Annotated in this window: 21 protein-coding genes; 13 read left to right on the top strand and 8 right to left on the bottom strand. The window is 41.2% G+C overall.

Going from position 1 to position 25,672, the window contains the following annotated elements:
• Positions 1-447 precede the first annotated feature (447 nt).
• Both ACR5KR_RS09940 and ACR5KR_RS09935 read left to right on the top strand, forming a co-directional pair.
• Complete coding sequence (locus ACR5KR_RS09940; protein WP_448266376.1) at positions 448-1,812, top strand: hypothetical protein; 1,365 nt, start codon at positions 448-450, stop codon at positions 1,810-1,812.
• 495 nt (positions 1,813-2,307) lie between these two features.
• On the top strand, positions 2,308-4,848 hold the full coding sequence (locus ACR5KR_RS09935; RefSeq protein ID WP_448266374.1) for a CPBP family glutamic-type intramembrane protease: 2,541 nt from the start codon (positions 2,308-2,310) through the stop codon (positions 4,846-4,848).
• A gap of 170 nt (positions 4,849-5,018) precedes the next feature.
• On the opposite strand, the gene ACR5KR_RS09930 is transcribed toward ACR5KR_RS09935, so the two are convergent.
• The gene (locus ACR5KR_RS09930) at positions 5,019-5,429 is read right to left on the bottom strand and encodes a universal stress protein (RefSeq protein ID WP_322732803.1); all 411 of its coding nucleotides are present in this window, start codon (positions 5,427-5,429) and stop codon (positions 5,019-5,021) included.
• A gap of 89 nt (positions 5,430-5,518) precedes the next feature.
• Between ACR5KR_RS09930 and ACR5KR_RS09925 the strand changes: the two genes are divergently transcribed.
• The 3 genes from ACR5KR_RS09925 to ACR5KR_RS09915 all read left to right on the top strand — a co-directional run bounded on the left by ACR5KR_RS09925 (position 5,519) and on the right by ACR5KR_RS09915 (position 8,450).
• Positions 5,519-6,721 carry a phosphoglycerate kinase gene (locus ACR5KR_RS09925; protein ID WP_448266372.1) on the top strand — a complete coding sequence of 401 codons (1,203 nt, stop codon included), beginning with the start codon at positions 5,519-5,521 and terminating at the stop codon, positions 6,719-6,721.
• Between the two features lie 103 nt (positions 6,722-6,824).
• A complete protein-coding gene (locus ACR5KR_RS09920) occupies positions 6,825-7,442 on the top strand; it encodes an NUDIX hydrolase (RefSeq protein WP_448266370.1) in 618 nt (205 codons plus the stop codon).
• Between the two features lie 129 nt (positions 7,443-7,571).
• Entirely contained in the window at positions 7,572-8,450 is an 879-nt protein-coding gene (locus ACR5KR_RS09915) for a TauD/TfdA dioxygenase family protein (protein WP_448266368.1), read from the top strand.
• A gap of 330 nt (positions 8,451-8,780) precedes the next feature.
• On the opposite strand, the gene ACR5KR_RS09910 is transcribed toward ACR5KR_RS09915, so the two are convergent.
• Entirely contained in the window at positions 8,781-10,955 is a 2,175-nt protein-coding gene (locus tag ACR5KR_RS09910) for a protein kinase domain-containing protein (protein WP_448266367.1), read from the bottom strand.
• A 44-nt stretch (positions 10,956-10,999) separates the two neighbouring features.
• The gene (locus ACR5KR_RS09905; RefSeq protein WP_448266365.1) at positions 11,000-12,700 is read right to left on the bottom strand and encodes a protein kinase domain-containing protein; all 1,701 of its coding nucleotides are present in this window, start codon (positions 12,698-12,700) and stop codon (positions 11,000-11,002) included.
• Positions 12,701-12,869: 169 nt separating this feature from the next.
• On the opposite strand from ACR5KR_RS09905, the gene ACR5KR_RS09900 reads away from it, so the two are divergent.
• On the top strand, positions 12,870-14,384 hold the full coding sequence (locus ACR5KR_RS09900) for a phenylacetate--CoA ligase family protein (RefSeq protein ID WP_448266364.1): 1,515 nt from the start codon (positions 12,870-12,872) through the stop codon (positions 14,382-14,384).
• Between the two features lie 24 nt (positions 14,385-14,408).
• On the opposite strand, the gene ACR5KR_RS09895 is transcribed toward ACR5KR_RS09900, so the two are convergent.
• Positions 14,409-15,110, bottom strand: a complete 702-nt coding sequence (locus ACR5KR_RS09895; RefSeq protein ID WP_448266363.1) for a transposase — start codon at positions 15,108-15,110, stop codon at positions 14,409-14,411.
• Between the two features lie 244 nt (positions 15,111-15,354).
• Here ACR5KR_RS09895 and ACR5KR_RS09890 point away from each other — a divergent pair, with 244 nt between their 5' ends.
• Together ACR5KR_RS09890 and ACR5KR_RS09885 are read left to right on the top strand one after the other, a co-directional pair.
• Complete coding sequence (locus ACR5KR_RS09890) at positions 15,355-15,633, top strand: hypothetical protein (RefSeq protein ID WP_448266361.1); 279 nt, start codon at positions 15,355-15,357, stop codon at positions 15,631-15,633.
• A gap of 115 nt (positions 15,634-15,748) precedes the next feature.
• Complete coding sequence (locus tag ACR5KR_RS09885) at positions 15,749-15,889, top strand: type II toxin-antitoxin system RelE family toxin (RefSeq protein ID WP_448270151.1); 141 nt, start codon at positions 15,749-15,751, stop codon at positions 15,887-15,889.
• A 19-nt stretch (positions 15,890-15,908) separates the two neighbouring features.
• Here the strand turns inward: ACR5KR_RS09885 and ACR5KR_RS09880 are convergent, their stop codons facing one another.
• The 3 genes from ACR5KR_RS09880 to ACR5KR_RS09870 form a co-directional block, all read right to left on the bottom strand.
• Positions 15,909-16,106, bottom strand: coding sequence for a hypothetical protein (locus tag ACR5KR_RS09880; protein WP_448266360.1), 198 nt, complete (start codon positions 16,104-16,106; stop codon positions 15,909-15,911).
• 58 nt (positions 16,107-16,164) lie between these two features.
• Positions 16,165-18,087, bottom strand: coding sequence for a HEAT repeat domain-containing protein (locus ACR5KR_RS09875; RefSeq protein WP_448266359.1), 1,923 nt, complete (start codon positions 18,085-18,087; stop codon positions 16,165-16,167).
• A 71-nt stretch (positions 18,088-18,158) separates the two neighbouring features.
• The gene (locus tag ACR5KR_RS09870; RefSeq protein WP_448266358.1) at positions 18,159-19,691 is read right to left on the bottom strand and encodes an NACHT domain-containing protein; all 1,533 of its coding nucleotides are present in this window, start codon (positions 19,689-19,691) and stop codon (positions 18,159-18,161) included.
• 178 nt (positions 19,692-19,869) lie between these two features.
• Between ACR5KR_RS09870 and ACR5KR_RS09865 the strand changes: the two genes are divergently transcribed.
• Entirely contained in the window at positions 19,870-20,124 is a 255-nt protein-coding gene (locus ACR5KR_RS09865) for a hypothetical protein (RefSeq protein WP_448266357.1), read from the top strand.
• A 426-nt stretch (positions 20,125-20,550) separates the two neighbouring features.
• Here the strand turns inward: ACR5KR_RS09865 and ACR5KR_RS09860 are convergent, their stop codons facing one another.
• A complete protein-coding gene (locus tag ACR5KR_RS09860) occupies positions 20,551-20,919 on the bottom strand; it encodes a hypothetical protein (protein ID WP_448266356.1) in 369 nt (122 codons plus the stop codon).
• Positions 20,920-21,095: 176 nt separating this feature from the next.
• On the opposite strand from ACR5KR_RS09860, the gene ACR5KR_RS09855 reads away from it, so the two are divergent.
• The 4 genes from ACR5KR_RS09855 to ACR5KR_RS09840 all read left to right on the top strand — a co-directional run bounded on the left by ACR5KR_RS09855 (position 21,096) and on the right by ACR5KR_RS09840 (position 25,587).
• Positions 21,096-21,329, top strand: coding sequence for a hypothetical protein (locus tag ACR5KR_RS09855; RefSeq protein WP_448266355.1), 234 nt, complete (start codon positions 21,096-21,098; stop codon positions 21,327-21,329).
• A gap of 501 nt (positions 21,330-21,830) precedes the next feature.
• Positions 21,831-23,123: an ATP-binding protein gene (locus ACR5KR_RS09850; RefSeq protein WP_448266354.1), complete on the top strand. Its 1,293-nt coding sequence runs from the start codon at positions 21,831-21,833 to the stop codon at positions 23,121-23,123.
• Positions 23,113-24,876, top strand: a complete 1,764-nt coding sequence (locus ACR5KR_RS09845; RefSeq protein ID WP_448266353.1) for a tetratricopeptide repeat protein — start codon at positions 23,113-23,115, stop codon at positions 24,874-24,876. The genes ACR5KR_RS09850 and ACR5KR_RS09845 overlap by 11 nt, the downstream gene beginning before the upstream one ends.
• 90 nt (positions 24,877-24,966) lie before the next feature.
• On the top strand, positions 24,967-25,587 hold the full coding sequence (locus ACR5KR_RS09840; protein ID WP_448266352.1) for a Uma2 family endonuclease: 621 nt from the start codon (positions 24,967-24,969) through the stop codon (positions 25,585-25,587).
• The last annotated feature ends 85 nt before the right edge of the window (positions 25,588-25,672 follow it).

Genomic DNA, 25,672 nt, shown 5'->3' with positions numbered 1-25,672 from the left:
TCGCTATGTAAGTACTATCAGGTTATGATTTGGTTTCTATTTTCAAATATCGAATAAAAGATTATTTTTTGTCATTAACAATCTTAGAGGATGTTTGAAAAGTCGCAAAGTATGCTAAAGATCCCTCTCAAAACCTCTCCCCGATATGGAGAGGGGCTTTGAAACTCCCCTTTCCCTACAAGAAAATGGGGTTAGGTTTGGGAAGTTTTGGTGTTAGGAATAATACTTTTCAAGCATCCTCTTAGAGGTTGTTGAGATCGTGACAAAAAATTCGTCAATTAATACTTGTTAAGTTTGCAACTTTCTAGTTCTGACTCTGTGAACTTCCGATCGAATAAAGCCCGATCTCAGAGTTATCTGTGAATTCTGACTTAAAGAATTCTTATTGAAAGAGCAAGACTTTCAGGGATTAAAGCTTTATCACACTCAATTGAGGAAAGTTATATTATGTCCAGACTAATTGTTTCTGTTCCCCCGCTCGTAGGCACCTCTGGCTCGGATCTAGTGGTGGGCCAAGAGGATAATGGATTCCCAGCAGAGGATAATGCATTCCCAGCAATTGGAATTGAGGTTCTAAAAAATGGAGTCATTAATACTCAAGCAGGCAACGACACTATCGAGGGTAGTGGCACAGGCGGCAGCAGCAGCTTTGACGCAGGCACTGGCACAGGCATTGCTAACAGTGGCATCATTAATACAGGGATAGGAGATGATACAATCTTTGGCACAGGTACTGGTGGTAGTGGGTATCGATCCATCTATGAAGCTGGTATAGGTATCTCCAATACTCAGGGTGGCTATATCAATGGAGGAGATGGAAAAGATTTGATCTCCGGTTTGGGGACATCCTTTAGTACAGGCATCCAAAACACTAAGGATAGCCGTATTGATGGAGGAAAGGGGGACGACTCTATCTCTGGAAGTAGAATTGGAACATTTATATTTAGCGGGTTTGCTATAGGAATCTCTAACACTGAGAGCAGCGATATTAATGGAGGAGAAGGGAACGATTCTATCTCCGGAACTGGAACTGGTGGAATTGCTTACAATGGAGGAGATGGTACAGGCATCTTCAACAGTGGTGGCAGCGACATTAATGGAGGAGACGGAAACGATTTTATTACTGGTATCGGCAAGGGCAGTGATGCAGAAGAAGGAGATCCGTTCCACAGTGACTACTATTCGGGTAAGGGTACAGGCATCTCCAACGGTGAGGGTAGCACGATCAGTGGAGGCAAGGGAAACGACTTCCTCTCTGGCACAGGCACAGGCGGTAGAGGACTGTCCGATGACCCTTTTTACACAATTGCACCTAGTGTAGGTATAGGTGTTGTTAACAGTGGCACGATCAGTTTAGGCGATGGCAACGATAGCATCATTGGTACTGGCATTAGTAAAGGCATAGGTATTGTTAATACTAATGGCATTATCTATGGAGGAGAAGGAAATGATACCCTTACTGGGTATGGCGCTAATACTGGCATCCAAGGTGGCACAATTGATGGCGAAAACGGTAACGATTACTTCAAAGCCCGTCGAATTGATGATAGCGGTAAAGCCATTTCAAACCAAGAGGGCGCGATCGCCAATGTCTTGCTTAAGGGTGGATGTGGAGCCGACACATTTGATGTTGGTTACGGTAATGCCACAATCAATGGTGGATCGGGATGGGATAAACTAATTCTGTCTGATTTAAAAACTGATTACACCATTCTAGGCAGCTCCAATAATTACACCATTAAACGTGATGAGTTCACCCTTAATGTCTTGAATGTTGAGGAAATCGTCTTTTTTGGCACTGCTCCACTGTAAACTGTGTTTGGTAATTACCTGATTGAAAAAGCTAGAAATAGGCATCTAGAACAAAAAACCTATAGCTACACAGAAGTCTTATTCTCGTTACTTTAGACCTCTGCTTTTTACGACTACGCTCATGGCTAAAATACAGCAGTTTTATTTTGCATAAAGTATAAAGCTATGGATTTTTAGGCGAGAGACAGAAGATTGCCTGAAGAAAGTAACATCTACGTGATTTTGCAAGAGCAACTATCCTCTATTCACGGTGTTCCTAGAGCTTGGAGACTGTTACGAGTAAATAGCGATCTTTTATTAGATATTTGGTGAAAAATAATATAGAGACATAGTAATGCTACCTCTCTACAAAGGTTATAGGTAAAGCATATTTAATTTCACCAGATGTCTTATATATCGCTTACATTTAGAATCAAATAATCCTGGATTACAGCAGAGACTCAAAACAGTGTATTTATAGTAAGATAATCGGCAACTAAAACTTACTGATTATATATGATTTTCGGTGGATTGAATCAAAAAACAAGGCTACTATTTACGAGATTTTTACTGCTAGTGTTCATTGCAGTAATTGCGTTGTGCCAACTTTCCCCAAGCCAAAGCCAGTTAGTACAACAAGAAAGCAATTACGCGAGCCATATTCGACAAAACTTTAATCAATCTAGTTTTTATCCCATTGCACAAATTCCATCTGCAAACCTTTATAAACCTATTGGCGACTGGGTAGGAAGGTTAATTTTACCAACAAAACAGCAATTACAAGATGGTTTAGATTGGGTATGGATGGAAGTGCAATATGCACCACCCAATGCACAAGAATTAGTAGGTAAAATTGTGCGTTTGGAGTGGAAAAAGAATAAAGATTTGCTTGCTTTAGAACGAGCCGTAACGCGAGATATAAATTTCACTCCTGAAGTGATTAAAAGTCAAAAACAAGGAAATATTCATCCTTTTCGACTAAATAGAGTTCGTCAGGTAGGGATTTTACGCTCTTTGGCTGGTGCAAATCCTGATGATGAAGCAATTGTGGCTTTAGATTCAAGTACAATCATTGATGCAAGTCAAGAAAAACCTATTTTGCAAATTGAACGCGAACCTATTTTAGCAACGGGTAGGTTTTATGGGTTAGTAAAAATAATTAAACCGATTCAATCTAGCGAGAAAACTATTTTATCTTCTAACGCAAAGCAGTATAACGGTTATTTTTTAGTACAGCATTATAATGCTAATTCAAATAAATTTGATGGTTTTCAAGAAACTATTCGTATTCCCCAACAATTAATAGATAAGCGAAATTTTGCTCCTTCAAGTTTGCGGCAAATCGAGCGATCGCCTGCGGGTGAAGATGGGTGGTATATTTATGGCGCTGCCGATGCAAAGGGCGTATTTACGGTACGCGCACTTGCACCTCGTTCTCTGTTGCAAATTCAACCCCGTCAAATTATTACTGGTAAAGAATTAGGTCTAAATTACATCCAAGAGGTAAATTGGCAAAATACTGAAAACAATAAAGGTAAATTCAATACTGTATTATTAACACCTGGAGAAACACAAAATTCACTTAATCAATCTATATCAACATGGCAAGAAGGGAATAAAGCTATTGTTTTACACCTATTTGGTGGAATTGGCGGACGTAAAGCTGAAGCATTGGGAGTACCTTATACTATCACCGGACATTTCGCTTTTGGAATTGCAGAAGTTGTCCGCGATGAGTTTACTAAGGAATTACGCTTCGAGACTAAATACCACCAAATTTATGCCCATAACCCCGATGGAATTATTGCCGGAACGCATACATGGGCTGATTACATGGGTAATTTACAACGTGGTTGGCTAGCAACACGTCCAGTATCAGATATTCTGATTCAATTCGACCCTGTAACGCAGGATTATGATTTTGATGGTGTCAAACTTTCGCCTTTAGAGCAATTCCAGCAACAATTACAGGTAACAATGGCACGTTATCGAGTTGGTGATGGAACTGGTGGCGCAATGGTATCACCTGCTACCTCATGCGTCCAAGACGCAAGCCAAGCACTTTATGCGGCAATACTGGCAATTAAAAACCAAGTTGCTATAACTCCTCAAATTCAAACTTGGATACGCGCCAACCCCAATCACCCGCAAACATTACGCTTTCAGCAGCTAGTTAAATTAGGTCAATCTTTAGAACAACAGTTAGCACCCTTGGGTATAGTTCGCGCTGATTGGCAAAGTCAAGCAGGTATACTCGCAGGTACGGGCAGAGGAAAAACGACGGAACCATTTCAAGATCGTAGTATTTGGGCTGGTTTGACAACATGGCGAACAATAATGCCTAGACTCGCACACGACGACCTGGCCGCAATATTTTTAAAACATGGCGCAACTATGCAAGTATTGCGAACTAATCAAGTCGGTGGTTGGGAACCTAATATTACACCCATTGCACCAACAGTAATTTTGGGGCAAATCAAGATTCCCTTTACTAATATTTCACCAATTTCAATTCTTTTAAACCGCACTTTAGCGTCCTTAGTATTTCCAAGGTTCAAAGATTGGCTAGTTATTGTTGTATTGCTGATAATTTATAGTATTCTTGCTCTACCTTATGGTTGGAAATTTGGATTTTTACAGATAGAACTTTGGTCTGCAAATTGGATTGATAAATGTTTGTTAATATTGCGTTGTTTATTTTTCCCTGCAATTGTTGAAGAACTCTTTTTTCGCGTTTTTTTGCTTCCTCATCCTAGCGAAATCACCAATTGGCTTCAATGGTCTTTGTGGGCAATAGTGAGTTTATCATTATTTGTTTTGTATCATCCATTGAATGCTAAAACTTTTTTTAAAGCTGGAATTACTACATTTTTTGAGCGTGTTTTTCTTGTTTTAGCAGCATTTTTGGGAATTATCTGTACTGTTGCATATAATCTCACAGGATCTTTATTTGCGATCGTTTTAATTCACTGGATTGTAGTAGTAGTTTGGTTAATCGTTTTTGGAGGAATCAGAAAATTAGAGAATAATCAAAAAATTCCGAATGCTAAGGTTTAAGAAGGCAGGAGGCAGGAGGTAGGAGTCAATAATGCTTGCTTAAGGCTAAAACTTGATGTCTTTATTTAGCACTATTAAATCTAGGACAACCTTCCTCAGCCCCCTTTTTACAACAACCGCAGAACTTTTTATTAGCGATCGCACTACAACTAGTATTGAGCAACACGCTGCTAAGGCACAATCAGCACTGGGCAAGGAGAAAGGTTAATTACGCGAGTAGTAACACTATCATCGGCTCCCTCTTCAGTCAAGCCTAGCCCCCGACAGCCCATGATAATTAAATCTGCCCCAATTTCATCAGCAACATCGCAGATCGTAAAAGCTGGTTTGCCTTGCCTTTCTAAGGTTTCAGATTGAATTCCTTGCCCAGAAAATAAAGATTGGGCATTTTCCAGCAGTTTTGCAACTACCTCTGGCGACACCATCGGATCGTCTGCACTAGGCGCGTCTGGAGGTGGTTCTTCTACCACAGACAGCAGCACCAAGCGACTGCTGTACTTTTTGACTACGTTGGTGACAACATCAGCAGCTTCCCGCGTTTCCCGGCTTTGATCGATAGGAAATAATACCGTCTTAAATATATCTGTCACTTGGGTACCCCTGACTCCGGTAAAATCTTGATGGTTCTACTTTCAAAACAATAACAAAAAGGCAATCAGGAGAGTTTGGTGTGTCCAAAAAAAGTTTAGCAAGTTTATCTTCGGCTGATATCTCTGGGAAACGTGCCTTAGTGCGGGTTGACTTTAATGTGCCTGTGGACGACCAAGGCAACATTACCGACGATACTCGCATTCGCGCCGCTTTACCAACCATCCAAGATTTGACGCAGAAGGGAGCTAAGGTCATTCTCGCCAGCCATTTTGGCCGTCCCAAGGGTGTGGATGACAAATTACGCCTAACTCCCGTTGCCAAGCGTCTGTCTGAGTTACTGGGGCAAGAAGTGGTTAAAACTGATGATTCCATTGGTGATGAAGTCGCAGCGAAAGTTGGCGCGTTGCAAAATGGCCAAGTGCTGTTACTCGAAAATGTCCGTTTTTACCCAGAAGAAGAGAAAAACGACCCAGAATTTGCCAAAAAGTTGGCAGCTAATGCTGATTTTTATGTAAATGATGCTTTTGGTACTGCACACCGCGCCCATGCTTCCACTGAAGGTGTGACAAAATTCCTCAGTCCTTCTGTGGCTGGATATTTGGTTGAAAAGGAATTGGAATATCTGCAAAACGCCATTGAAAATCCCCAACGTCCTTTGGCGGCAATTATTGGCGGTTCCAAAGTTTCCAGTAAAATTGGCGTAATTGAAACTTTGCTGGAGAAGTGCGACAAGCTGATCATCGGCGGTGGGATGATTTTCACATTCTACAAAGCCCGTGGTTTGAGTGTTGGTAAGTCATTGGTGGAAGAAGACAAGCTAGAACTAGCAAAATCTTTGGAAGCTAAGGCTAAAGAACGGGGTGTTACCTTCTTGTTACCCACAGATATTGTCTCAGCAGATAAGTTTGCTCCCGATGCTAATGCGACAACCGTCAGCATTGAGAACATCCCCGATGATGGTATGGGTTTGGATATTGGCCCAGACTCAGTAAAAGTTTTCCAAGATGCCCTTGCAGATACCAAAACGGTAATTTGGAACGGGCCAATGGGTGTGTTTGAGTTTGATAAGTTTGCCGCAGGTACAGAAGCGATCGCTCATACTCTCGCTGAAATCGGCAAAACTGGCACAACTACCATTATCGGCGGTGGTGACTCGGTAGCGGCTGTGGAAAAAGTTGGTTTAGCCGACCAAATGAGCCACATCTCCACCGGCGGCGGCGCTAGCTTGGAGTTACTTGAAGGCAAGGAACTGCCTGGAATTACAGCTTTAGATGATGCGTAATTAGGAATTGGGGAAGGGAATAGGTTACAGGGTACAGATTATTCCCTATTACCTGTCACCTGTCACCTTTTCCCAATTCCTAACCCACTACAAAAAAAAATATATGCAATCTAAATGGCTGGAATGGGCACAGAAGTTACAAGCGATCGCTCAAAATGGTTTGACTTATTCTGAGAATGTTTATGATATAGAACGTTACAAACAGTTACGAGCGATCGCCACAGAAATCATGGCGAGTTACTCAAATGTAGAACATAGCTATGTCCTCGATTTATTTAACGGTGAACTAGGATATGCAACTCCTAAAGTTGATGTCCGGGCAGCTATTTTCCGTGACGATACTATATTGTTAGTCAAGGAACGAGTAGACGGCTGCTGGACTTTACCTGGTGGATGGGCTGATGTTGGTGAGTCGCCCAGTGAGGCAGTTGTGAAAGAAGTATATGAAGAATCGGGATATCAAGCACGCGCTATCAAACTCCTAGCAGTCTATGACAGAAACAAACAGGGACATCCACCATTGCCGTTTTATGTCTACAAGCTGTTTTTTCACTGCGAACTTATTGGTGGTTCTCCATCATCTAGTATTGAAACTGAAGAAGTAGGTTTTTTCCCTGAAGATGCGTTACCAGAACTTTCTCTCGGACGTGTGACACCAGCACAAATAAATCGACTTTTTCAACATTATCGCCAACCAAATTTACCGACAGACTTTGATTAGTAGCCTTTTCAATATTTAATATACTTGGGCAGCTTTTTTAGATAAGATACTACTACAGAAATTTCCTATCTACACTAATTAACTATATAGTTTTATCCGATAGTTTGCTACTAAAATAAATGCATAACAATGATTCAAATTACTCAACAACAAACAATCCAGCACCACCCAAGACTCGGAATTGAAGTTCTGCACGGTTGCAATCTTAACTGCCTCACAGAAATAGAGTCGCGTGAATTAAAAGAATCACTTTGGAAACATGGCGTTATAGTCGTTAGACAGCAACAGCTTACCGCAGAACAATTAAAAGAATTTGCCAAGCAGACCTTTGGCGATTTTATGTTTGGCGGCCCTCCGAAAACATTAGATCCTGAGATTAGTCCAGACTTACAAAGCCAATATGTATATATATTGGGCAATCCAAAGGGGCCGGTTGCCGATCCAGCCGGGAAATATGCGTGGCAATGGCATCATGATAAAGATGGTCTACCCAGTACAGAGGGACTGGATATGAACGCACTATATGTTGTGATGCTTTATGGGATACAAGTGCCGGAAGGTGTAGATGGGCAACCTCACACTACTGAGTTCCTCGATATGGTAGAAGCTTACAATAATCTAGATCCTCAACATCAGCAGCAATTAGAGCAGATGTCGATGTATCACTCGCCACCAAGGTTTTCTCAAAAAGCCAATGCAGATACTGATATACCGAAGAAACTGCATCCCATTGTGTCCACTCACAAAGTCACTGGTAAAAAGGGATTATATTTAGGTTCGGACACTGCGATCGCAGTTGGTATGGAAGATCGACCAGAGGAAGCAAAACGTTTCTGGGAGGATTTGTTTGCAACTGTTCTAGACTGCACGCCAGTCTACTCCCATGTTTGGCAGCCAGGAGATATTATTTTTTGGGACAACTCACAAGTGATGCACAGAGGTAGACCTTACGATCCAACCAAACACCAGCGAATTGCGTTGCGTTTAGGTGTAGTACAGACAGATTGAAAGACGCTACTACAATAGACATCTTGGCATTGTGGGGAAAAGGGTAAAGGGAAAAGGGTAAAGGTATGGAATTTTCCCAAACCCAGTAATCTTTAACATGTACCCCAACATTTGTCTAAGCTAGTAAAGAAAAGTTTGTAGTAAGCACTTTAGTGCTTAGAAAATTAAAGACTAAAGTCTTTACTACGAACTTGCTTACTATCAAATTAAATTTGACAGACCACTAGTACTACACAGCGGAAATAAACCAATCATTCCAAATCAACGAAACCCTTATGCTGTATTCATTTTTAATTTTTAATTTTTAATTTTTAATTTTGCCTTGCAGTACTAGGGCGTTGTCTCAGGTGTTGGTGTTGGTGTAGGTTCAGGTTCAGGTGTGGAGGTTTCTGTAGGCGTGGGTGTTTGGGTAGGTGTCGGCGTTGGCGTGGGAGTTGGTGCAGGTGTGGATGTTTCCGTGGGCGTGGGTGTTGGTGGTGGGGGAGCGATGGGATTTTCCGCTGTAATAGTGAGTTGATAATCTACTGGTTTCGTTGCTGTGGAAACTACGACAAACTCATAAAATCCATTTTCTGGTAATTTAGTTGACAAACTACGCTTGGTAGAATCTTCTAAAAATCGAATTTTGCCAGAGGGTGAATAGACTGATAACAAAACTTGGGAATTTGCTTCTAGCTTCAAATCCAGAGATTGGTCTTTGGCAAGTCCAGCAATGAATACTTTACCACTACCAGATTGGAGAGTACCATTGACTGTTTTGCCAGTAGCTCCCGGAGCGAAGACAAGTTTCTGGAAAGCGCTACCGTCAAGGATTGCACTGAGTCGATCGCTAACAAATCCATACCAAACTTGTCCTATGGGCTGACCTTGAAAACTTTTACCCCGTTGCTCAGGAAATACACGTAAGAATGCAGCATCTCCCAAATCATATAAAGAACGACTACCAACGTTAATTTTGTTGACTTCCACTTTCCAGCGATCGCGTTCAGCAGTTGTGTAAGTTCCTAGTTTTTGGCGGGCATTATTACTCAGTGGTGCAAGCTTTTCTAGTAATTCCGAAGCTGTTTTATCCCACTCTGCGCGCAAACTTTCATCTTCAGGGCCATTACTGAGAGTACGTCCCCGTAAACTGGGATTTCTGTCCCAAAAAACTTGATTCACTAAGTTCACGTAGAAGTTAGAGTCAATACCCAACTGTTGACGGCGATCGCTTAATCTTTCTTTGCGTTCTCGTTCTGCTGGCGAATATTGCGCTAAAGGATCGGTTGGTTGTTCGCTGGTTGGAATGGGGCTGGCTGTAGGATTAGGATCGACTTGCCCGACATCTCGCCTGCCATTCAATCCCCACCAAATTAATCCCACACTCCCAACTACTAGCGCCGCCACAATAAAGGTTTTTGTTGGCGTCCACCAGGAGGAAGAGGGGGAAGATGAGGGATATGAGGGATATGGAGGGGTTGGGGAAGCTGGGGGAGGTGGAGAGACGGCGACGGTGGCGGCTGTGGGTTGTGGTGGAGTGGGATATTGAGTTGGCGGATAATTCGCTGGGGGTGAGTTGAGGGCTTGGAGTACTTGACGGGCTGATTGATAGCGATCGCTGGGTCTAGCAGATAGCATTTTATCTAATACTTGTGCCAAATCTTGACTCAGATTAACTTCCCGTCGCCATTGCCAACTGAGAGTATAGGTATCAATTAATTCTTGGGGTTGTTTCCCTGTCAGTAAAACCAACATTGTTGCGGCCAATGCATACAAGTCGCTGTGGGGAGATACTAACCCAGTTTGCATTTGTTCTGGGGGCGCAAATCCGATTTTACCTAATAAGGTTGGTGCTGGCGGAGGTGCAACCATACCGGGTTGGTAATATTCGGAAGCCACGGTTGCTATTACTTGTTTGACACCGCCAAAATCAATTAAAACTGGCAGTTTGTCAACAGTCCGAAGAATTAAATTATCTGGGGAAATATCTCGATGAATTACTCCTAGTGAGTGAATGTATTCCAACACTGGCAAAATTTGCTGGAACAATTGGCGTATTTCTACTTCTGTAAAACGCAAACCCTGTTGTAGTCGGGTATTTAACAAAGAATTGTAAGTTTCCCCTTCTACATAATCTTGCACCAAAAATAGATATTCTTTGCCCCCTAAATTCAGCCGCAGCAGTTCCCGGAAACGGGGAATTTGGGGATGTTGCAGTTTATAAAGAACACTCGCTTCTCTCTCAAAAAGTTCTTCAGCTTTTTGGACAACGTAAGCGGTTTGAACTTGGGGGGAAAATTCTTTTAAAACGCAAAGTTCGCGGAAACGGTTGACATCTTCAGCCAAATAAGTGCGTCCGAAGCCACCTTGGCCAATTTGACGCACGATCGCATAGCGATCGCCTAAAGTCATTCCTGGTTGGATACTATAACTCATGGGCGTATCCAACAAATTCTCACCACACTGGAGACAAAAGCGGCTACCTGGGGAATTTTCATGTCCTTTAGAACAATATATTTTTGTCATTTGTCACTTGTCATTTGTTATTAAGTTATTTCTCCCCAGTCGCCTTATTTGCCAGATTGTACTTTACTGACTCGATCGGCTGCGATCGCATACCAAATTTGACCAAAAGTCTGTTGATTTAGTTTCTTACGCTGTTGATCGGGAAACAAGCGATCGAATTTTTCATTGGTGTCTTTGGTCAGTTGATCGATTGTATAGTTGCCAAACTGCCCCGATCGCGCTTCTCGTCTCCATGTATCGTAATCTTTTTGACTATAATTCCCTAATTTCCGACGAGCTGCTGTACTGAGGTCAGCCTGTTCTAGTTTATCCAATAAATTATCGGCGATATCAGACCATTCATCTCGTAAACCAGCATCTTCAGGCTTAGATGTCAGGCTACGTCCCTTTAATTCTGGTTTTTTTGTATAAAATAAATCGTCTACTGTGCGAATAAAAAATCCTTCAGTAATTTCTAACTCTTGACGACGAGTGATAATTTTCTGGAGGTCGCTATTTTTTCCTTTGTCGCCTGTTGGTTTACCGCTAGGATTGGGAAACTGGGGGATTTGCGGTAATGAAATTGACGGGATAGTAATTGAAGTTACACTCTTAATCACTGCATTTACTACCGCCCAAGCACCTGCGCCAGTTAACACAACTAAAGCCGTTCCCCCTAAACTCATCACAAAAGGGCGAATCCAAACAGGGAAAGATGCGGGTTTAGCAATCGCTTGCGTTTGCCTCTGGAATCTACTCACAACAGCACTGGCGCGTTGTCTTCCTGGAGCAACGACCATCGTCTTGATCTTGGTGGTAATATAATTACCTGGAGATTTAGTTGCAGTTGGCGATGGTAAATCTCTGAGGACTTGCTCGGCTCGTTGGTAGCGATCGCTCGGTCGATAAGCCAGCATCTTTTTTAACACTGCTTCTAGTTTGGGACTAACTTGAATTTCTTTTCCCCACCTCCAAATTCCCTGATAGCTGTCGTATAGTTTCTGCGGTTCTTGACCTGTGAGTAACACCAGTGATGTTACCGCTAAAGAATATAGATCGCTACTAAAAAATGCCTTTCCCTGCCGTAGCTGTTCTTCGGGAGCGTAACCTTTTTTACCCAGCAAAGTATTATTTTCAGCCAACTTGGTACGCCAAAAACCTTGAGAAGCTGGCAATTGCTTGACGCCACCAAAATCAATTAGCACTGGTAAATTATCAGAACGCCGCCAGATGAGATTATCGGGAGAGATATCACGGTGAATTACATCTCGTGAGTGGATGTAGGATAATACAGGTAAAATTTGTTGCAAGAGGATGATTACTTCCTCTTCGCTAAAGGTTTTTCCTTGACTTTCACGCTGTTCTAATAACTGGTAGTAGTTATCACCATCCACATAATCTTGCACTAAAAAGAAAAAATCTTTAGTGCCTATCTTCACTTGTAACGAGGCGTGAAAACGGGGAATCTGTGGATGCTGGAGTTTTTTTAGGACATTAGCTTCTCTCTCAAATAACTCTTTAGCTTTTTGTAAATCTTGATTTTCTTGTACTTGGGGTGCAAATTCCTTCAGCACACAGGTTTGATGGGATTTATTGATATCTTCCGCCAAATAGGTGCGTCCAAAACCACCCTGTCCTAGATGACGGATAATCTGATAGCGATTATCCACAACCTGTCCCACAGCAAGAGGTAATGGTTCGCCACAATGGGTGCAAAAGCGGTTACTACCATTATTTGTGTGTTGTTTACTGCAATAGAGCTGCATGGTGCTGAAGGATAAATTAAGGTTTTATTTAATGACTACAACGCACATACCTTCATTTTCGGATATTCTACGAATTACGTAGCTTGCTTCTCGCATGAAGGCGAGTATTACGAATTACGAATTATTTTAAACGGTGTTGGTTCTACTTCAGGATAAATAAGCAAGTGTCATGAACGGCAAATCAAGACAGCAGCAAGTAATTAAAGCATTTGAAGATTTTTTGTCTACCCCCCTAGAAACTCTACTGCAAAGGCATCTCAACACTCAAACTTCAGCAGCTTTGAGTTTATTTCACGATGTGGCGGCGAATGTACCAGCCTACAAGGCGTTTTTAGCAGAAAGGGAAATTAATCCCGCGACTATTCAAACCTTAGAGCAGTTTCAAAAACTACCAGCGATCGCTAAACAAAATTATATACTGCGTTATCCTCTAGCTGACTTGTGCCGCAACGGACAACTCCAAGCGTGCGACATGATAGCTGCTTCATCAGGTTCCAGTGGGAAACCGACATTTTGGCCTCGTTTTTTCACAGATGAACTCCAAATCGCCACACGCTTTGAACAGATTTTTCACGATAGTTTCTATGCAGATACCAGACGTACCCTAGCAGTGATTTGTTTCACTTTAGGCACTTGGGTAGGTGGAATGTTTACCACTAATTGCTGTCGTTATCTTGCTAGCAAAGGTTATCCCATCACTGTAATTACTCCTGGTAACAACAAAGAAGAAATCTTGCGAGTTGTCCAAGAACTTGGTTCAGGTTTTGAGCAAGTCGTGTTATTAGGATACCCGCCATTTTTAAAAGATGTGATTGACACTGGTATCGCTCGTGGGGTGGAGTGGCAGCAATATCAGATTAAATTAGTCATGGCGGGAGAAGTATTTAGTGAAGAATGGCGGAGTTTAGTTGGCGAAAGAGTTGGTTCGCGAAATCCTTGTTATGATTTTGCATCACTTTACGGCACTGCGGATGCGGGAGTTTTGGGTAATGAAACCCCGTTAAGTATCTGTATTCGCCGTTTTTTGGCAGAAAATCCCGATGCAGCTAGAACTTTATTTGGGGAATCGCGTTTACCCACGCTAGTACAATACGATCCTTTCACTCGCTTTTTTGAAGTTCAAGATGGCGGATTGCTGTTTTCGGGAGATAATGGTATTCCCTTAGTGCGTTATGACATCTTGGATACTGGTGGGATAATTAGTTATGATGCCATGCTGCAATTTTTAGCAGAATGGGGATTTAACCCGTTGGAAAATCTCCGTTTCGATACTCAAGAATCACCAAGAGGTATTCATCAGCTACCTTTTGTTTATGTCTTTGGACGTTCTAACTTTACAGTTTCCTACTTTGGCGCAAATATCTATCCCGAAAATGTGACGGTGGGATTAGAACAACCAGGAATTCAAGAATGGGTGACGGGTAAATTCGTGTTGCAGGTGAAAGAAGATGCTGATAAAAACCGATTTTTATCTGTAGTTGTGGAATTAGCTGTAGGGGTAGAGGGTAATGAAGCCCAAAGACTTGCGATCGCTTCTTCTATTCTTTCACAATTGTTACGTCTCAATAGTGAGTTTGCTAATTATGTTCCCGTAGAATATCAAACACCACAGGTTACATTAGCTCCAATGGGGGATTTTGAATATTTCCCGATTGGGGTGAAACATCGTTATACCCGTCAATAGAAGAAGACGCGATGAATCGCGTCTCTACAAGAGGGGATGGGGTGGTTGTTCGCGTAGGCGTAGCCCGCCGTAGGCATCGTGTTCCCAATTGATTGGGTTATTGATAATATATTGTCTAATTTTATCGAGGGCGAATTCATTACGAATTATATTGTCATGGAACCTTTCTTGCCATCCAAAACCTTGATAAATTTGATTAATTTCAAATGTACATCGTCCTTTGTACCACCTAATAATTTTAGAAAGGGAATTTTTAGACAACATTGGATTAAATAACCCAGTAACCCCACCCCGTTGCCCATCCCCCCCCTTTGTAGAGACGCGATTCATCGCGTCTTCTTCTTGTGTTCGTGGATTCATCACGTCCTCTTCTCGTATTTGATTAATAATCAAAATTCCATGAATATGATTAGGCATGACGCAAAACGAATCTATCTGGCAATTAGAAAAATGATTAGGAATCTCGTACCACAATTTCTGAGCAATTTCTCCAATTGGCGATCGCTGCATTTCACCCTGCACAACCTCACCAAAAAAGCATTTTTTCCCGTGGGTGCAAATAGTAATGAAATATCCAGCATTGCTAGCATAACTCCATGCTGGCAAGCGTGTTGAATCAATTCGATATTTACCTTTGTATTTAGGTTTGTTATTTTGTGGTTGAGGATCGTAATGATTCATAATTACATCTTTGATATCAAAATTTATGCAATTATTGCTTTGCATTGATGTAATTGCCAACCCAAAAAACTCGGAATTGTTCGCGTTATGTAAATGATGGGAAGGAAGAAGACGCGATGAATCGCGTCTCTACAAGGGGCGATCGTTTTTGCGATCGCATTTTCATTCTGTTTACGATATCTGTCTTATTAGGGGCGATGCCTCTGCCGCAGTTTCCCCTAAGATAACCAAAGCACCTGGAAGATTTGATGCATAATAAAAACTAAACCTTGAAATTATGAAGTAGGCAATGAATACTACCGATAATTCTCCGATGGATGATGGGTCATCAGCAGATTTGATCTCTGTCGCAGAGTTACAGCAACAGCTTAATGACTTACTCCAGCAACTATCTCCAGAGCGATTACGGGTGCTGACTGATTTTGCTGCTTATTTGGCAAATGCTGAAAGCGAAGCTGCAACCCAAGAACTTTTGGCAATTCCTGGATTGTTAGAGCGAGTTAAGCAAAATCAAGCAACACCTAAAGCCCAATACACCGCCTGGAGAACTCTTCGCTCTGATGTATGAAGTTATTCTTCATCCCGATGTCCAAGAAGTTTATGTCAATGCTGACAAAGCTTTTGCTAAGAAAATTGCCCGATGTTTGCAGCAGCTAGAACAAACTCCTTGATCGCACCCCAACATTAAAGCCCTGAAGGGAGATTATACAGGTTACTATCGCTACCGAATTGGGGATTACAGGGTCATTTATTCCATAGACGATGAACTTGTGCAGGTACTTGTTGTGGCGATCACTCATCGCAGTGAGGTATATAAACCGTAAAGGCGATCGCTTAATCAATTCATCGCAGCGATCGCAAAAATGATGGCATTTCCATTTTGTTTACAATATCTGTTTTATTAGGGGCGATCGCATTCCCTAGATTGCGGAAATATCGAACACACCAAAACGCTTGTAGAGACGGCGATTTATCGCGTCTCAAAAACCCAATCGTATTGACACCCGATTTATCGCGTTTGTATAAAGGTGGATTGTTCAAAATAATCGCTGTTTACACATTTCGCTTATGTTTTGGCTGGAGGAAGTATTTTTATTTTCTACTCTCCATCTTTCACTTTCTCTTGTTGATGCCAAGCTTGATAAAAAGCGGGGTAGGGCATACTTTGGGCGCACTTCCAGATAACTTCGTAGCATTTATCAAATTGCTCAAAGTCATTTTTGTAAGTTTCAGGTGATAAGTAATCCTTCAACGCGGTGACAACACTCGGCATCTGTTCCTCTGACAGAATTTTTTCTAAGCTTGATGCCGCTCGCCTTCGGGTAACATTATTTAGTTGTGGGTTGCCGCTTAACTCCACCAAAGCAGCGATCCCTTTTTGGTTTACAGGGTCAATTTGTCCTAAGCTTTCTGCCGCTAGCCTTCGGGTAGAATCATCCAGTTGTGGTTTGCCGATTAACTCCACTAAAGCATCAATCGCTTTTTGGTTGCCAGAGTCAATTTGCCCTAAGCTGTCTGCCGCTAGCCATCGATCATAATCATCTAATTGTGGTTTATCAATTAACTCCACCAAAGCATCAATCGCTTTTTGGTTGCCAGAGCCAATCTTCTCTAAGCTTTCTGCTGCTTGCCATCGGGTATTATCATCCACTTGTGGTTTGCCGATTAACTCCACTAAAGCATCAATCGCTTTTTGGTTGCCAAAGCCAATTTCTCCTAAGCTTTCTGCTGCTTGCCATTGGGTATTATCATCCACTTGTGCTTTACCGATTAACTCCACCAAAGCATCAATCGCTTTTTGGTTGCCAGAGCCAATTTCCCCTAAGCTTTCTGCTGCTCGCCTTCGGGTATCATCATTCAGTTGTGGTTTACCGATTAACTCTACCAAAGCATCAATCGCTTTTTGGTTGCCAGAGCCAATTTTTCCTAAGCTATATGCCGCTAGTTGTTGGGTAGAATCATCCGGTTGTAGTTTGCTGATTAATTCCACCAAAGCATCAATCGCTTTTTGGTTGCCGGAGCCAATTTCCCTTAAGCAACATGCAATATGTCTTCGGATATCATCATCCAGTTGTGGTTTGCCAATTAACTCCACCAAAGCATCAATCACTTTTTGATTGCCAGAGCCAATTTCTCCTAAGCTTTCTGCTGCTAGCCATAGGGTATGATTATCCAGTTGTGGTTTGCCGATTAACTCCAACAAAGCATCAATCGCTTTTTGGTTGCCAGAGCCAATCTCCCCTAACCTTTTTGCCGCTAGGCTTCGGGTAAAATCATCCAGTTGTGATTTGCCGATTAACTCTACCAAAGCATCAATCGCTTTTTGGTTGCCAGAGCCAATTTCCCCTAAGCTATATGCCGCTTGCCATCGGGTAAAATCATCCAGTTGTAGTTTACCGATTAACTCCACCAAAGCATCGATCGCTTTTATGCGATTTGTTTGAGACAGTGCTGTTCTTGCTCCCTCTTCGATTGGTTCAAGAAATCTCACCCACTCGTTTTGTTCAATTTTAAACTCGCCAAAGCCCCATTTAACGATTTCCGCCACAATAGCATCTGCGTTGCAATAATCTTTCCACTCATCAACCGCCGCAGCAGCGAGAAAATAAGCGCGAAACTCGTAAAATCCCTTTGTGACTCTATCAATAGCTCTCCATTCTCCGCACCCATCATCAAATTCCACCAACGCCTGAATAAATTCTTCCTTCTCCGTTTCCACATCCTCACGTCCCAACCACAGCAAAATCACCTCTTTCCACTGCGGTGCAAAAATGCGATAAACGCCTAGCGCGGGGTTGTCGGGAACATGATTCAGAAACTCGTCCCAATCATCAACCGCCAACGCTGCAAAATATTCCTCAAATGTGGGATGGTAGAAAGCGTAAACTTTTTCTTTTGTTGCTGATTCCGCAGCCAGTCCAACTTCATTTAGCCATCCCAACTTTAACGCTAACCAAAATAAAGAATTTTGCTGTTTTGCATCACCTAAGGGACTTCCAAATAAAAAAACATCCCATCGCATTTAGGCAGGGGGGCAGGGAGCAGGGGGCAGGGGGCAGAAACAGTCGTGTTGAGTCCAGAAATTGGAATAATTTATTTCTTGGAAGTCCCTAATTCCTCACGCACAAACTTATGTCGTAGCCGAAACTGTGACGTTTCTTGATCAATTGCTCGTTTTGCCAAACGTCCCAAGGCTGCGTTTAATTCTTCTTGCTGCTGTTCGGTGGTAGGGAAGCGGTTTTCTTTCCACTTGTAAAACTCTTCCACAAAATGCTGATAAAGTCCGGCTTTAGTTTCCGGTAAACCTTTATCGGAACTTTGCCAAGTGCTACACAACAGCGCCAACCGCAAAGGATTTTTAACTAAATCTTGGATGCGCTGACGTTCAGCTTTATCTAATTCCTGCCATAATCTTTCCCCTTTGTTTGCATCCCTGTTGTGAAACCAACGCCGAATAAACTCTTGCACATCTTTCGGATATGCAAAATTGAGTAACCGATACGTCTCAAAATTTTCTAAAGCGTTGGCGTTGGCTTCCCAAACATTCACCCGACAAGTCAGCACAACCCGCGCATTTTTCACCCATCCCGTCAACTGCTGAGAAATCTCAGTTAATGCTTGGGGTGAAGACATTTCATCTGCTGCATCTAACAACAACCACACAGAATTATTCTTGAATAAATCTGCAAAAGTGTTTTCCTGTTCTTCTGTTACACGCACCACTTCTAAAGCATTCTTCAGCCAATCTTGCAGCAGATAATTTTCTACACTCTTTCCTTGCAAGTCTGCCAAAGAAATCCAAATTGGTAAACCCAGATTTTTGTTTAATATCCAAAAAGCTATAGTTTGCAACTGAGTAGTTTTTCCCGCGCCTGGTTCTCCAATTAAAGCGATGCGGTGTCCTTGAGTTTTACCAACACCATCACGGATAATTTGCTCTAAAAAAGCCTGATGTTCAAATCGCTGCTTCTCTTCATAACTCGGTTCGTAAAGTTGCGAACCTTGTTCTGCGGAAATATCTTCGCTGCACTTGTTCGGTTTGTTACGCTCCACCAATGCTAAAGGGACATGAATTTCCTCTAGCTCAAATTTCATCTCATCATCAGCAAACAGCCACTCATTTGTGGTGAGACGCTTGTGCTTTTGGAGCATAGCGCGGCAGATTTCTTGCCAGTCACCACCCTGAGATTTTTCTTTCAGAGTCTTGGGAACTTTAGCAGAGTTGTTTTTTTCAGCTTCTCGGCGTTTATCCCATTCTCCACCTTGCTTAAACAACCAATTGAGGTTTTTTTCTTTATCGATGCTAGGAAACTTGAGCGCAAAACGCCAAACTTTTGAGTTTGTTCTAGTTCTGGCGTTGGTTTGTTCTCGTTTATCCTCCAGAATTTTCAAGCTTATCAGACAGTTAAGCGCATTCCTAATTTCTTGAGCATTTAAGCTCTTTGTCAGTTCTGCCAGCCCTTCTAGTGTAGAATGCGTTACCCATAACTCAGTACCCGCTTGCCAATCGGCTTTACAGTCCTTTGATTCTTCTGATTTTTCAACAAAGGATAGTAAGGCAAACAGCAATATTTTTGCATGTTCTCTACCAGCATTGTAGCTAAGATGCCGCCCCTTCCGCTCCATGTAAGTACCGTCATCGAAAAGAAAAAAATTTTCCAAAAAGTTCTGTGCTTTCCCAAGCCAGACATCTTTCCCAAGCACCCTATGTAGATTCTAAACTGTTTTTAATCAACGCTTGGGAAATTTACTTGTCAATTAATCCCAACCTTAACCTCGATTTGAAATTGAGGTTAAGTAAAAAATGAAAACTCAGCGCAAGCAAAGCCAAAGCACACGTCAAAAGCTTTATCGCCAAATCATTACGGTGTTGTTATTCATGCAAACAGTATTAATTGGCGTAAATGCCGAAAACCGTCTTCAGCAAGGAGACTCCCCAATCGAAGTTTTAATCTGGATGATTAAACAATCTATCCCAGTCCTCCAACAAGCCAGCAGTTTGCAAGAAAAACCGAAAAAGAGCCTGTTACCCAAACATCGCCGTTTTAAGGATCGATAATATTACAAGCCTCTCTTTGCTTGCCGAATTACCCTCCTTAATCCCTGCTTTCCAAGGGGGGAAACAAAAAAATCTAGTTCCCTCTCCAATACATACGGGGAGGGTTAGCTTGCTAGGTTGCAAAACCGAACAGTTGTTCGACTCAATTAATTCTGCGAGATTGCGACTTTTTGAAAAAATAATTTGTAGGTTGGGTTGAGGCTTTGCGAAACCCAACATTACCCTTCATAATACCCAAGGCTGATGTTGGGTTAAGCGAAGCGCAACCCAACCTACAATTAAGTCTAATTTGGGGTTTGACAATACCTTTAGCCATGTCAAAAGTCACTAGAGACGCTCAGAAGTTAAGCGGTAGAATGTAGGATCGTGGTGCGTTGTCACAAAGGTCAACGCACCCTTATTTAAAGAAGGGACGAGTCAAAACAATCACTTCACAGATGTGACTGTTTGGTTTACTACTGGGCGTGGTTTCTTGCGGTCTGACCTGCGCGTTCCACCAGCCATCTCATATTCATCACTATTTTTGCCATAGTGAGATGCAACGTTTAACAGCATTTGCTCAGAATAAGTATTCAACTCACGTTCTGCTTCTATTAATGCGTTGTGTGTCTTATTTACTACTGTTTGTGCTTGATTATAAGCGGCTAGCTTCTCTCTTAACTCAACTACTTTAGTGTTGTAAGTAGCAATTGAAAACCCATTACTAAAGTCTAACTCAGGGTTAATTGTCTGCATTCCTTCAATCCGTCGTTCAGCTTTGGTCAGCGACATGGAGTTTCGTTTGCGTTGCGTCATATAGTTTTCCTGTTTCGATTAATTTATAAATAACCCGGATGTTATACACTGAGTTATTTATATATCATCAAAATACGCAACAAGCGGATGCAGCAGCCACAGTGAAGTTACAGAATTATAAAAGCATGGATGGCATTAGCTAACTAGATAGATGCGGGTATATTTGCTGAAATTCGTTGAGAAAAGCAGGTTTTGGAGTCACAAAAGCTAGTTTTGAAGTCGCAAAAGCTGGTTTTGAAGTCGCAAAAGCTAGTTTTGATGTTGCAAAAGCTAGTTTTGATGTCGCAAAAGCTAGTTTTGATGTCGCAAAAGCTGGTTTTGAAGTTGCAAAAGCTAGTTTTGATGTCGCAAAAGCTGGTTTTGATGTCGCAAAAGCTGGTTTTGATGTTGCAAAGCTTTATCTCATGTAGAGATGCGATTTATCGCGTCTAAAAAACTGACACGTTAGAGAGACGCGATAAATCGCCGTCTCTACAAAGAATGTACTCGTCAATTATTCTTTGACAGACTACTAACTAATAGTAACAACAGCTACCCATTGCATCGGCTAGAGAGGAATGAGACAAAACACACTAAAAATTTATTTTTATAACTGAAAATTTTATTTTATTTATATGTTAAGTAGCTTTTAGGATGTTATCTGTATAATCTATCATTCAGTCTGAATTATCGAATGTATAATCTATCATTCAGTCTGATTGATTATTAATCTCTGTTACTCATTGATAGGTTGAAATTTTAGAATTAGGGTATCTCTTTTTAAGACATAACATACCACTCACTTAGTAGTTATTTATTAACGAAATTTGAGAAGTTATGTAGGCATACTGTATCCTAGACATGACCTAAACTTGTGCTTCAAAAATCATGAGCCATTATATGAATAGTTAGCACGTTAACAGCACTATCCAATGTCTCAAGACTTATTAAACTCCTTTCAAGAAGCATACAGCAATCTCGAACTGTTTCCGTTAATGGAACGGAACGAAATGGAAAGATTTCGAGTCGAATATGGTGATGATTTGATTGCAGACCTGAACCAATTAGTAGAAGATAGTCCTAATGGAGATGGCAAAATTGTCTTTACAGGACATCGGGGATGTGGTAAGTCTACTTTGTTAGCTGAATTTAGCCGACAAATTCAAAATAAATATTTTGTAGTTCTGTTTTCTATTGCCGATAAAATTGAAATGTCGGCGGTTAATCATATTAATATACTGTTTGCGATCGCAGTTAATTTAATGACAGAGGCAGAAGCCCGCAAAGTTGATATTCCGCAATCTACTAAAGAAGCTCTTTATAAGTGGTTCGCTACCCGCACTCGTACTGAAGAATCCAATTTGCAAGCAGAAGTAAGTATAGGTTTTGACCTTTTAAAGTTGATTAGCTCTAAATTAAAAGCTGATGCTAGCGTTCGGGATGAAATCAAGCAAGAATTTGAACGCAAGTTATCAGATTTAGTTGCCAGAATTAATGAAATTGCTGCCCTAATTCAAGCTGCAACTAAACAAAACGTTTTAGTAATTATTGATGATTTAGATAAACTTGACTTGGGCAGAGTGAACGAAATTTATCGAGATAACATTAAAGCTCTTTGCCAACCTAATTTTCAAATCATCTACACTATCCCGATCGCAGTCCTTCGAGAAACATTTATTAGTACAATAATTGCTACTGAAACCAACGATCAAGTTGTGGCAATGCCTGTCTTAAAGATTTTTGATAAAGGTAAAAATCGCTTACCAAATGCCCAACCTCGCCCGGAAGCAACAAAGATTCTCGGTGAAGTTTTACAAAAGCGGATTCCTAATGAATTAATCGCAGCAGAGACGGCTGAAAAAATCGTAATTTATAGTGGTGGCGTACTACGAGAATTAATTCGGATTTCTAAGGAATGTTGCCGTATATGTTTGCGAACTATCCGGCGAAATCCTTCAACCAAAGTTATTATAGATGATAAAATTCTTTTGCAAGCAATCAATAAAATTCGCAATGATTTTTCGATCCGGTTAGGAAAAACTGATATCGATATTTTGCAGAGTGTGTATGAACAATTTATGCCCAACGACCCCAAACAAGCAGAGTTTTTGGATTTGCTACATGGGCTATATGTTCTAGAATATCGCACTGATGAAACTTGGTATGATGTTCATCCCATTATTATCGAAAGCTTGAGAAGACAGGGAGCCATTAATGTTAAATGAAGAATTATTAGATGATGAAGGAGCAAATCAGGATGCCTATGATGATTTAATTGTTTCTATTGAAGCTCAAAAGCGGGGATTAAATTTACTGATTGCGGTTTGCGATGATGCTAGCTTTCGCGATGAGATAATTACTCAATATGAAGCTGAATTACAACCAGCCTTCGGTGCATATCGAGTAACTTTAGCACGTCATGAACCTAGCCTGAAAGCTGCTCTTAACCAACTGGTACAACAAGAAGAATATCTCCGTCAGCAAAACCCGGCGGTAATCACTGTGACGGGTGCTGAACAATTGTATTTTCTCAGGTTAGGAAATGAGCAATCGGAACAGGAGAAGTTTTTTGGTTACTTACAGTGGACAAGGGAAGGATTGCGCGAATTTCAATTTGCGATCGTGCTTTGGGTAACTAATCAAATTTTAGTCAACTTAATTAAAAAAGCTCCTGATTTTTGGAGTTGGCGCAACGGTGTATTTCGGTTTGAATCTCAAAAGACAAATGCTATTCCTGGTAAAGAATTAGAAAATATCCGCTTTGTTTTTCGAGATACAGAATTAGCTAGCACAGATACTAATGAAACTAATCGCTTTTTCTTACCGATTCAAGATTTACAAAGGTTAATTGAGAAAGTAGAACAAGAACGGGGAACTAAAGACCCCACCTTGGCTACGTTATACTCAAGATTGGGCGATATTTACCACAGCAGATTAGATCGGGGTGAATCTCAAAATTATCAAGAAGAACAGGAATTAGCAATTAAATATTGGCGAAAAGCGAGTGAGTTACAAAATGAATTAGGTTTGCAGATAGACTTAGCTAATAGCCTCAACAATTTAGCAGGAATATATCGTGCAACAGGAAACTACAGTGAAGCCGAACCCTTATATAAACAAGCTTTAGAACTGAGAAAACGCCTGTTAGGAGAAAATCATCCTGCTTTTGCTACTAGCCTGAATAATTTGGCAGGACTTTACAAATCTACTGGACAATATAGTAAAGCAGAACTCTTATATCAACAAGCTTTAGAACTGAGGAAAGGATTGTTAGGAGAAAACCATGCCGATGTAGCTGCCAGTCTGAACAATTTGGCATTACTATATGATGAACAAGGACGTTATGACGAAGCAGAACCTCTGTATTTGCAATCATTAGAACTCGAAAAACGTCTGCTGGGTGAAAATCATCTTTCTTTTGCTCTGATACTAAATAATTTAGCGCTACTTTATTATCATCAAGGACGCTACAGTGAAGCTGAACCTTTATCGCAACAAGCAATAGAATTAGATAAGCGATTTTTGGGAGAAGAAAATCCTGATGTTGCCACAGATTTGCACAATTTAGGTTTAATATACCGCGCTCAAGGACGCTACAGTGAAGCGGAATCTTTGTTTTTGCAATCATTAGAACTCAAGGAGCGTGTATTACAAAAAGCGCATCCGCTATTAGCAGATACGATCTATGCTTTGGGTTATATGTACAGAGAGCAGGGACGTTACAATGAAGCGGAACCCTTATGTATAAAAGCCTTAGAGCTTGATAAGCACCTATTGGGAGAAAATCATCCCAATGTTGCCGAAAGTCTGAATAATCTGGCAGAAATTTATCGTGAAACAGGACGTTACGGTGAAGCAGAACCGCTGTATTTGCAAGCTTTAGATATTTGCGAACGAGTGTGGGGTGTGAATCATATTCGCAGTGTCAATATTCGTCAAAATTTAGATAAACTTACTACAGCAATCCAGAATAATTAAAAGAAAGTAGCGATTTGAATAATCTGTAATGAAAAACCTAATAACAATGACTAGAAATGTTCGCAATATATCAGCTAAGATAAACAATTTATGACTCAAGCTATACCCAAATTAGTAACCTTTGAAGATTTTACAGCCTGCCGCCCTGAAGGTGGAAGGTATGAATTACATGATGGCGTGATTGTTGAAATGGCACAACCAGTAGGAGACCATGAAGATATCGTCGGGTTTTTGGTTGAAAAAATTGCAGTTGAGTACGTTCGCAATGGTCTACCTTATTTCATCCCAAAAACAGCATTAGTTAAATCTGCTATTAGTCAGTCTTGCTATTCTCCAGACTTGCTATTACTCAACCGCCCTGCTTTAAAATTAGAGCCACTTTGGCAGAAATATTCTACGGTTGAGTTTGCCGATTCTATCCCTTTAGTAATTGAAGTTGTTAGTACTAACTGGCGGGATGATTATTATAAAAAGCTAGGTGAATATGAACAAATAGGGATAAAAGAATATTGGATTGTTGATTATTTAGCTATCGGTGGTAAAAAGTTTATCGGTAATCCTAAACAACCCACTATCTCTATCTACCAATTAGTTGACGGTGAATACCGAGTTACCCAATTTAGAGGCGATGACCACATCGTATCACCTATTTTTCCCGAACTAAACCTGATTGCTCAACAGATTCTGCAAGCTGGTAGTTCCCAGTTCTAGCCGCGATCGCACACAAGTCATACTTATAGATACCCGACCTCTGAAACAAGTCGGGTATCTCTGGAAAGCTTGCTCAATTGTCCTT

This window comes from Nostoc sp. DSM 114159 (assembly GCF_053470285.1).
Note: the sequence above shows the minus strand (reverse complement) of the source record. Positions and strands in the feature narration are given on the sequence as shown.

Excerpts from the sequence above, each read along its gene's own strand:
- ACR5KR_RS09910 (WP_448266367.1), bottom strand. The coding sequence starts at position 10,955 with ATGACAAAAATATATTGTTCTAAAGGACATGAAAATTCCCCAGGTAGC.
- ACR5KR_RS09890 (WP_448266361.1), top strand. The coding sequence starts at position 15,355 with ATGAATACTACCGATAATTCTCCGATGGATGATGGGTCATCAGCAGAT.
- ACR5KR_RS09920 (WP_448266370.1), top strand. The coding sequence starts at position 6,825 with ATGCAATCTAAATGGCTGGAATGGGCACAGAAGTTACAAGCGATCGCT.
- ACR5KR_RS09845 (WP_448266353.1), top strand. The coding sequence starts at position 23,113 with ATGTTAAATGAAGAATTATTAGATGATGAAGGAGCAAATCAGGATGCC.
- ACR5KR_RS09875 (WP_448266359.1), bottom strand. The coding sequence starts at position 18,087 with ATGCGATGGGATGTTTTTTTATTTGGAAGTCCCTTAGGTGATGCAAAA.
- ACR5KR_RS09850 (WP_448266354.1), top strand. The coding sequence starts at position 21,831 with ATGTCTCAAGACTTATTAAACTCCTTTCAAGAAGCATACAGCAATCTC.
- ACR5KR_RS09935 (WP_448266374.1), top strand. The coding sequence starts at position 2,308 with ATGATTTTCGGTGGATTGAATCAAAAAACAAGGCTACTATTTACGAGA.
- ACR5KR_RS09870 (WP_448266358.1), bottom strand. The coding sequence starts at position 19,691 with ATGGAGCGGAAGGGGCGGCATCTTAGCTACAATGCTGGTAGAGAACAT.
- ACR5KR_RS09940 (WP_448266376.1), top strand. The coding sequence starts at position 448 with ATGTCCAGACTAATTGTTTCTGTTCCCCCGCTCGTAGGCACCTCTGGC.
- ACR5KR_RS09840 (WP_448266352.1), top strand. The coding sequence starts at position 24,967 with ATGACTCAAGCTATACCCAAATTAGTAACCTTTGAAGATTTTACAGCC.
- ACR5KR_RS09895 (WP_448266363.1), bottom strand. The coding sequence starts at position 15,110 with ATGCAAAGCAATAATTGCATAAATTTTGATATCAAAGATGTAATTATG.
- ACR5KR_RS09905 (WP_448266365.1), bottom strand. The coding sequence starts at position 12,700 with ATGCAGCTCTATTGCAGTAAACAACACACAAATAATGGTAGTAACCGC.
- ACR5KR_RS09865 (WP_448266357.1), top strand. The coding sequence starts at position 19,870 with ATGAAAACTCAGCGCAAGCAAAGCCAAAGCACACGTCAAAAGCTTTAT.
- ACR5KR_RS09915 (WP_448266368.1), top strand. The coding sequence starts at position 7,572 with ATGATTCAAATTACTCAACAACAAACAATCCAGCACCACCCAAGACTC.
- ACR5KR_RS09900 (WP_448266364.1), top strand. The coding sequence starts at position 12,870 with ATGAACGGCAAATCAAGACAGCAGCAAGTAATTAAAGCATTTGAAGAT.
- ACR5KR_RS09860 (WP_448266356.1), bottom strand. The coding sequence starts at position 20,919 with ATGACGCAACGCAAACGAAACTCCATGTCGCTGACCAAAGCTGAACGA.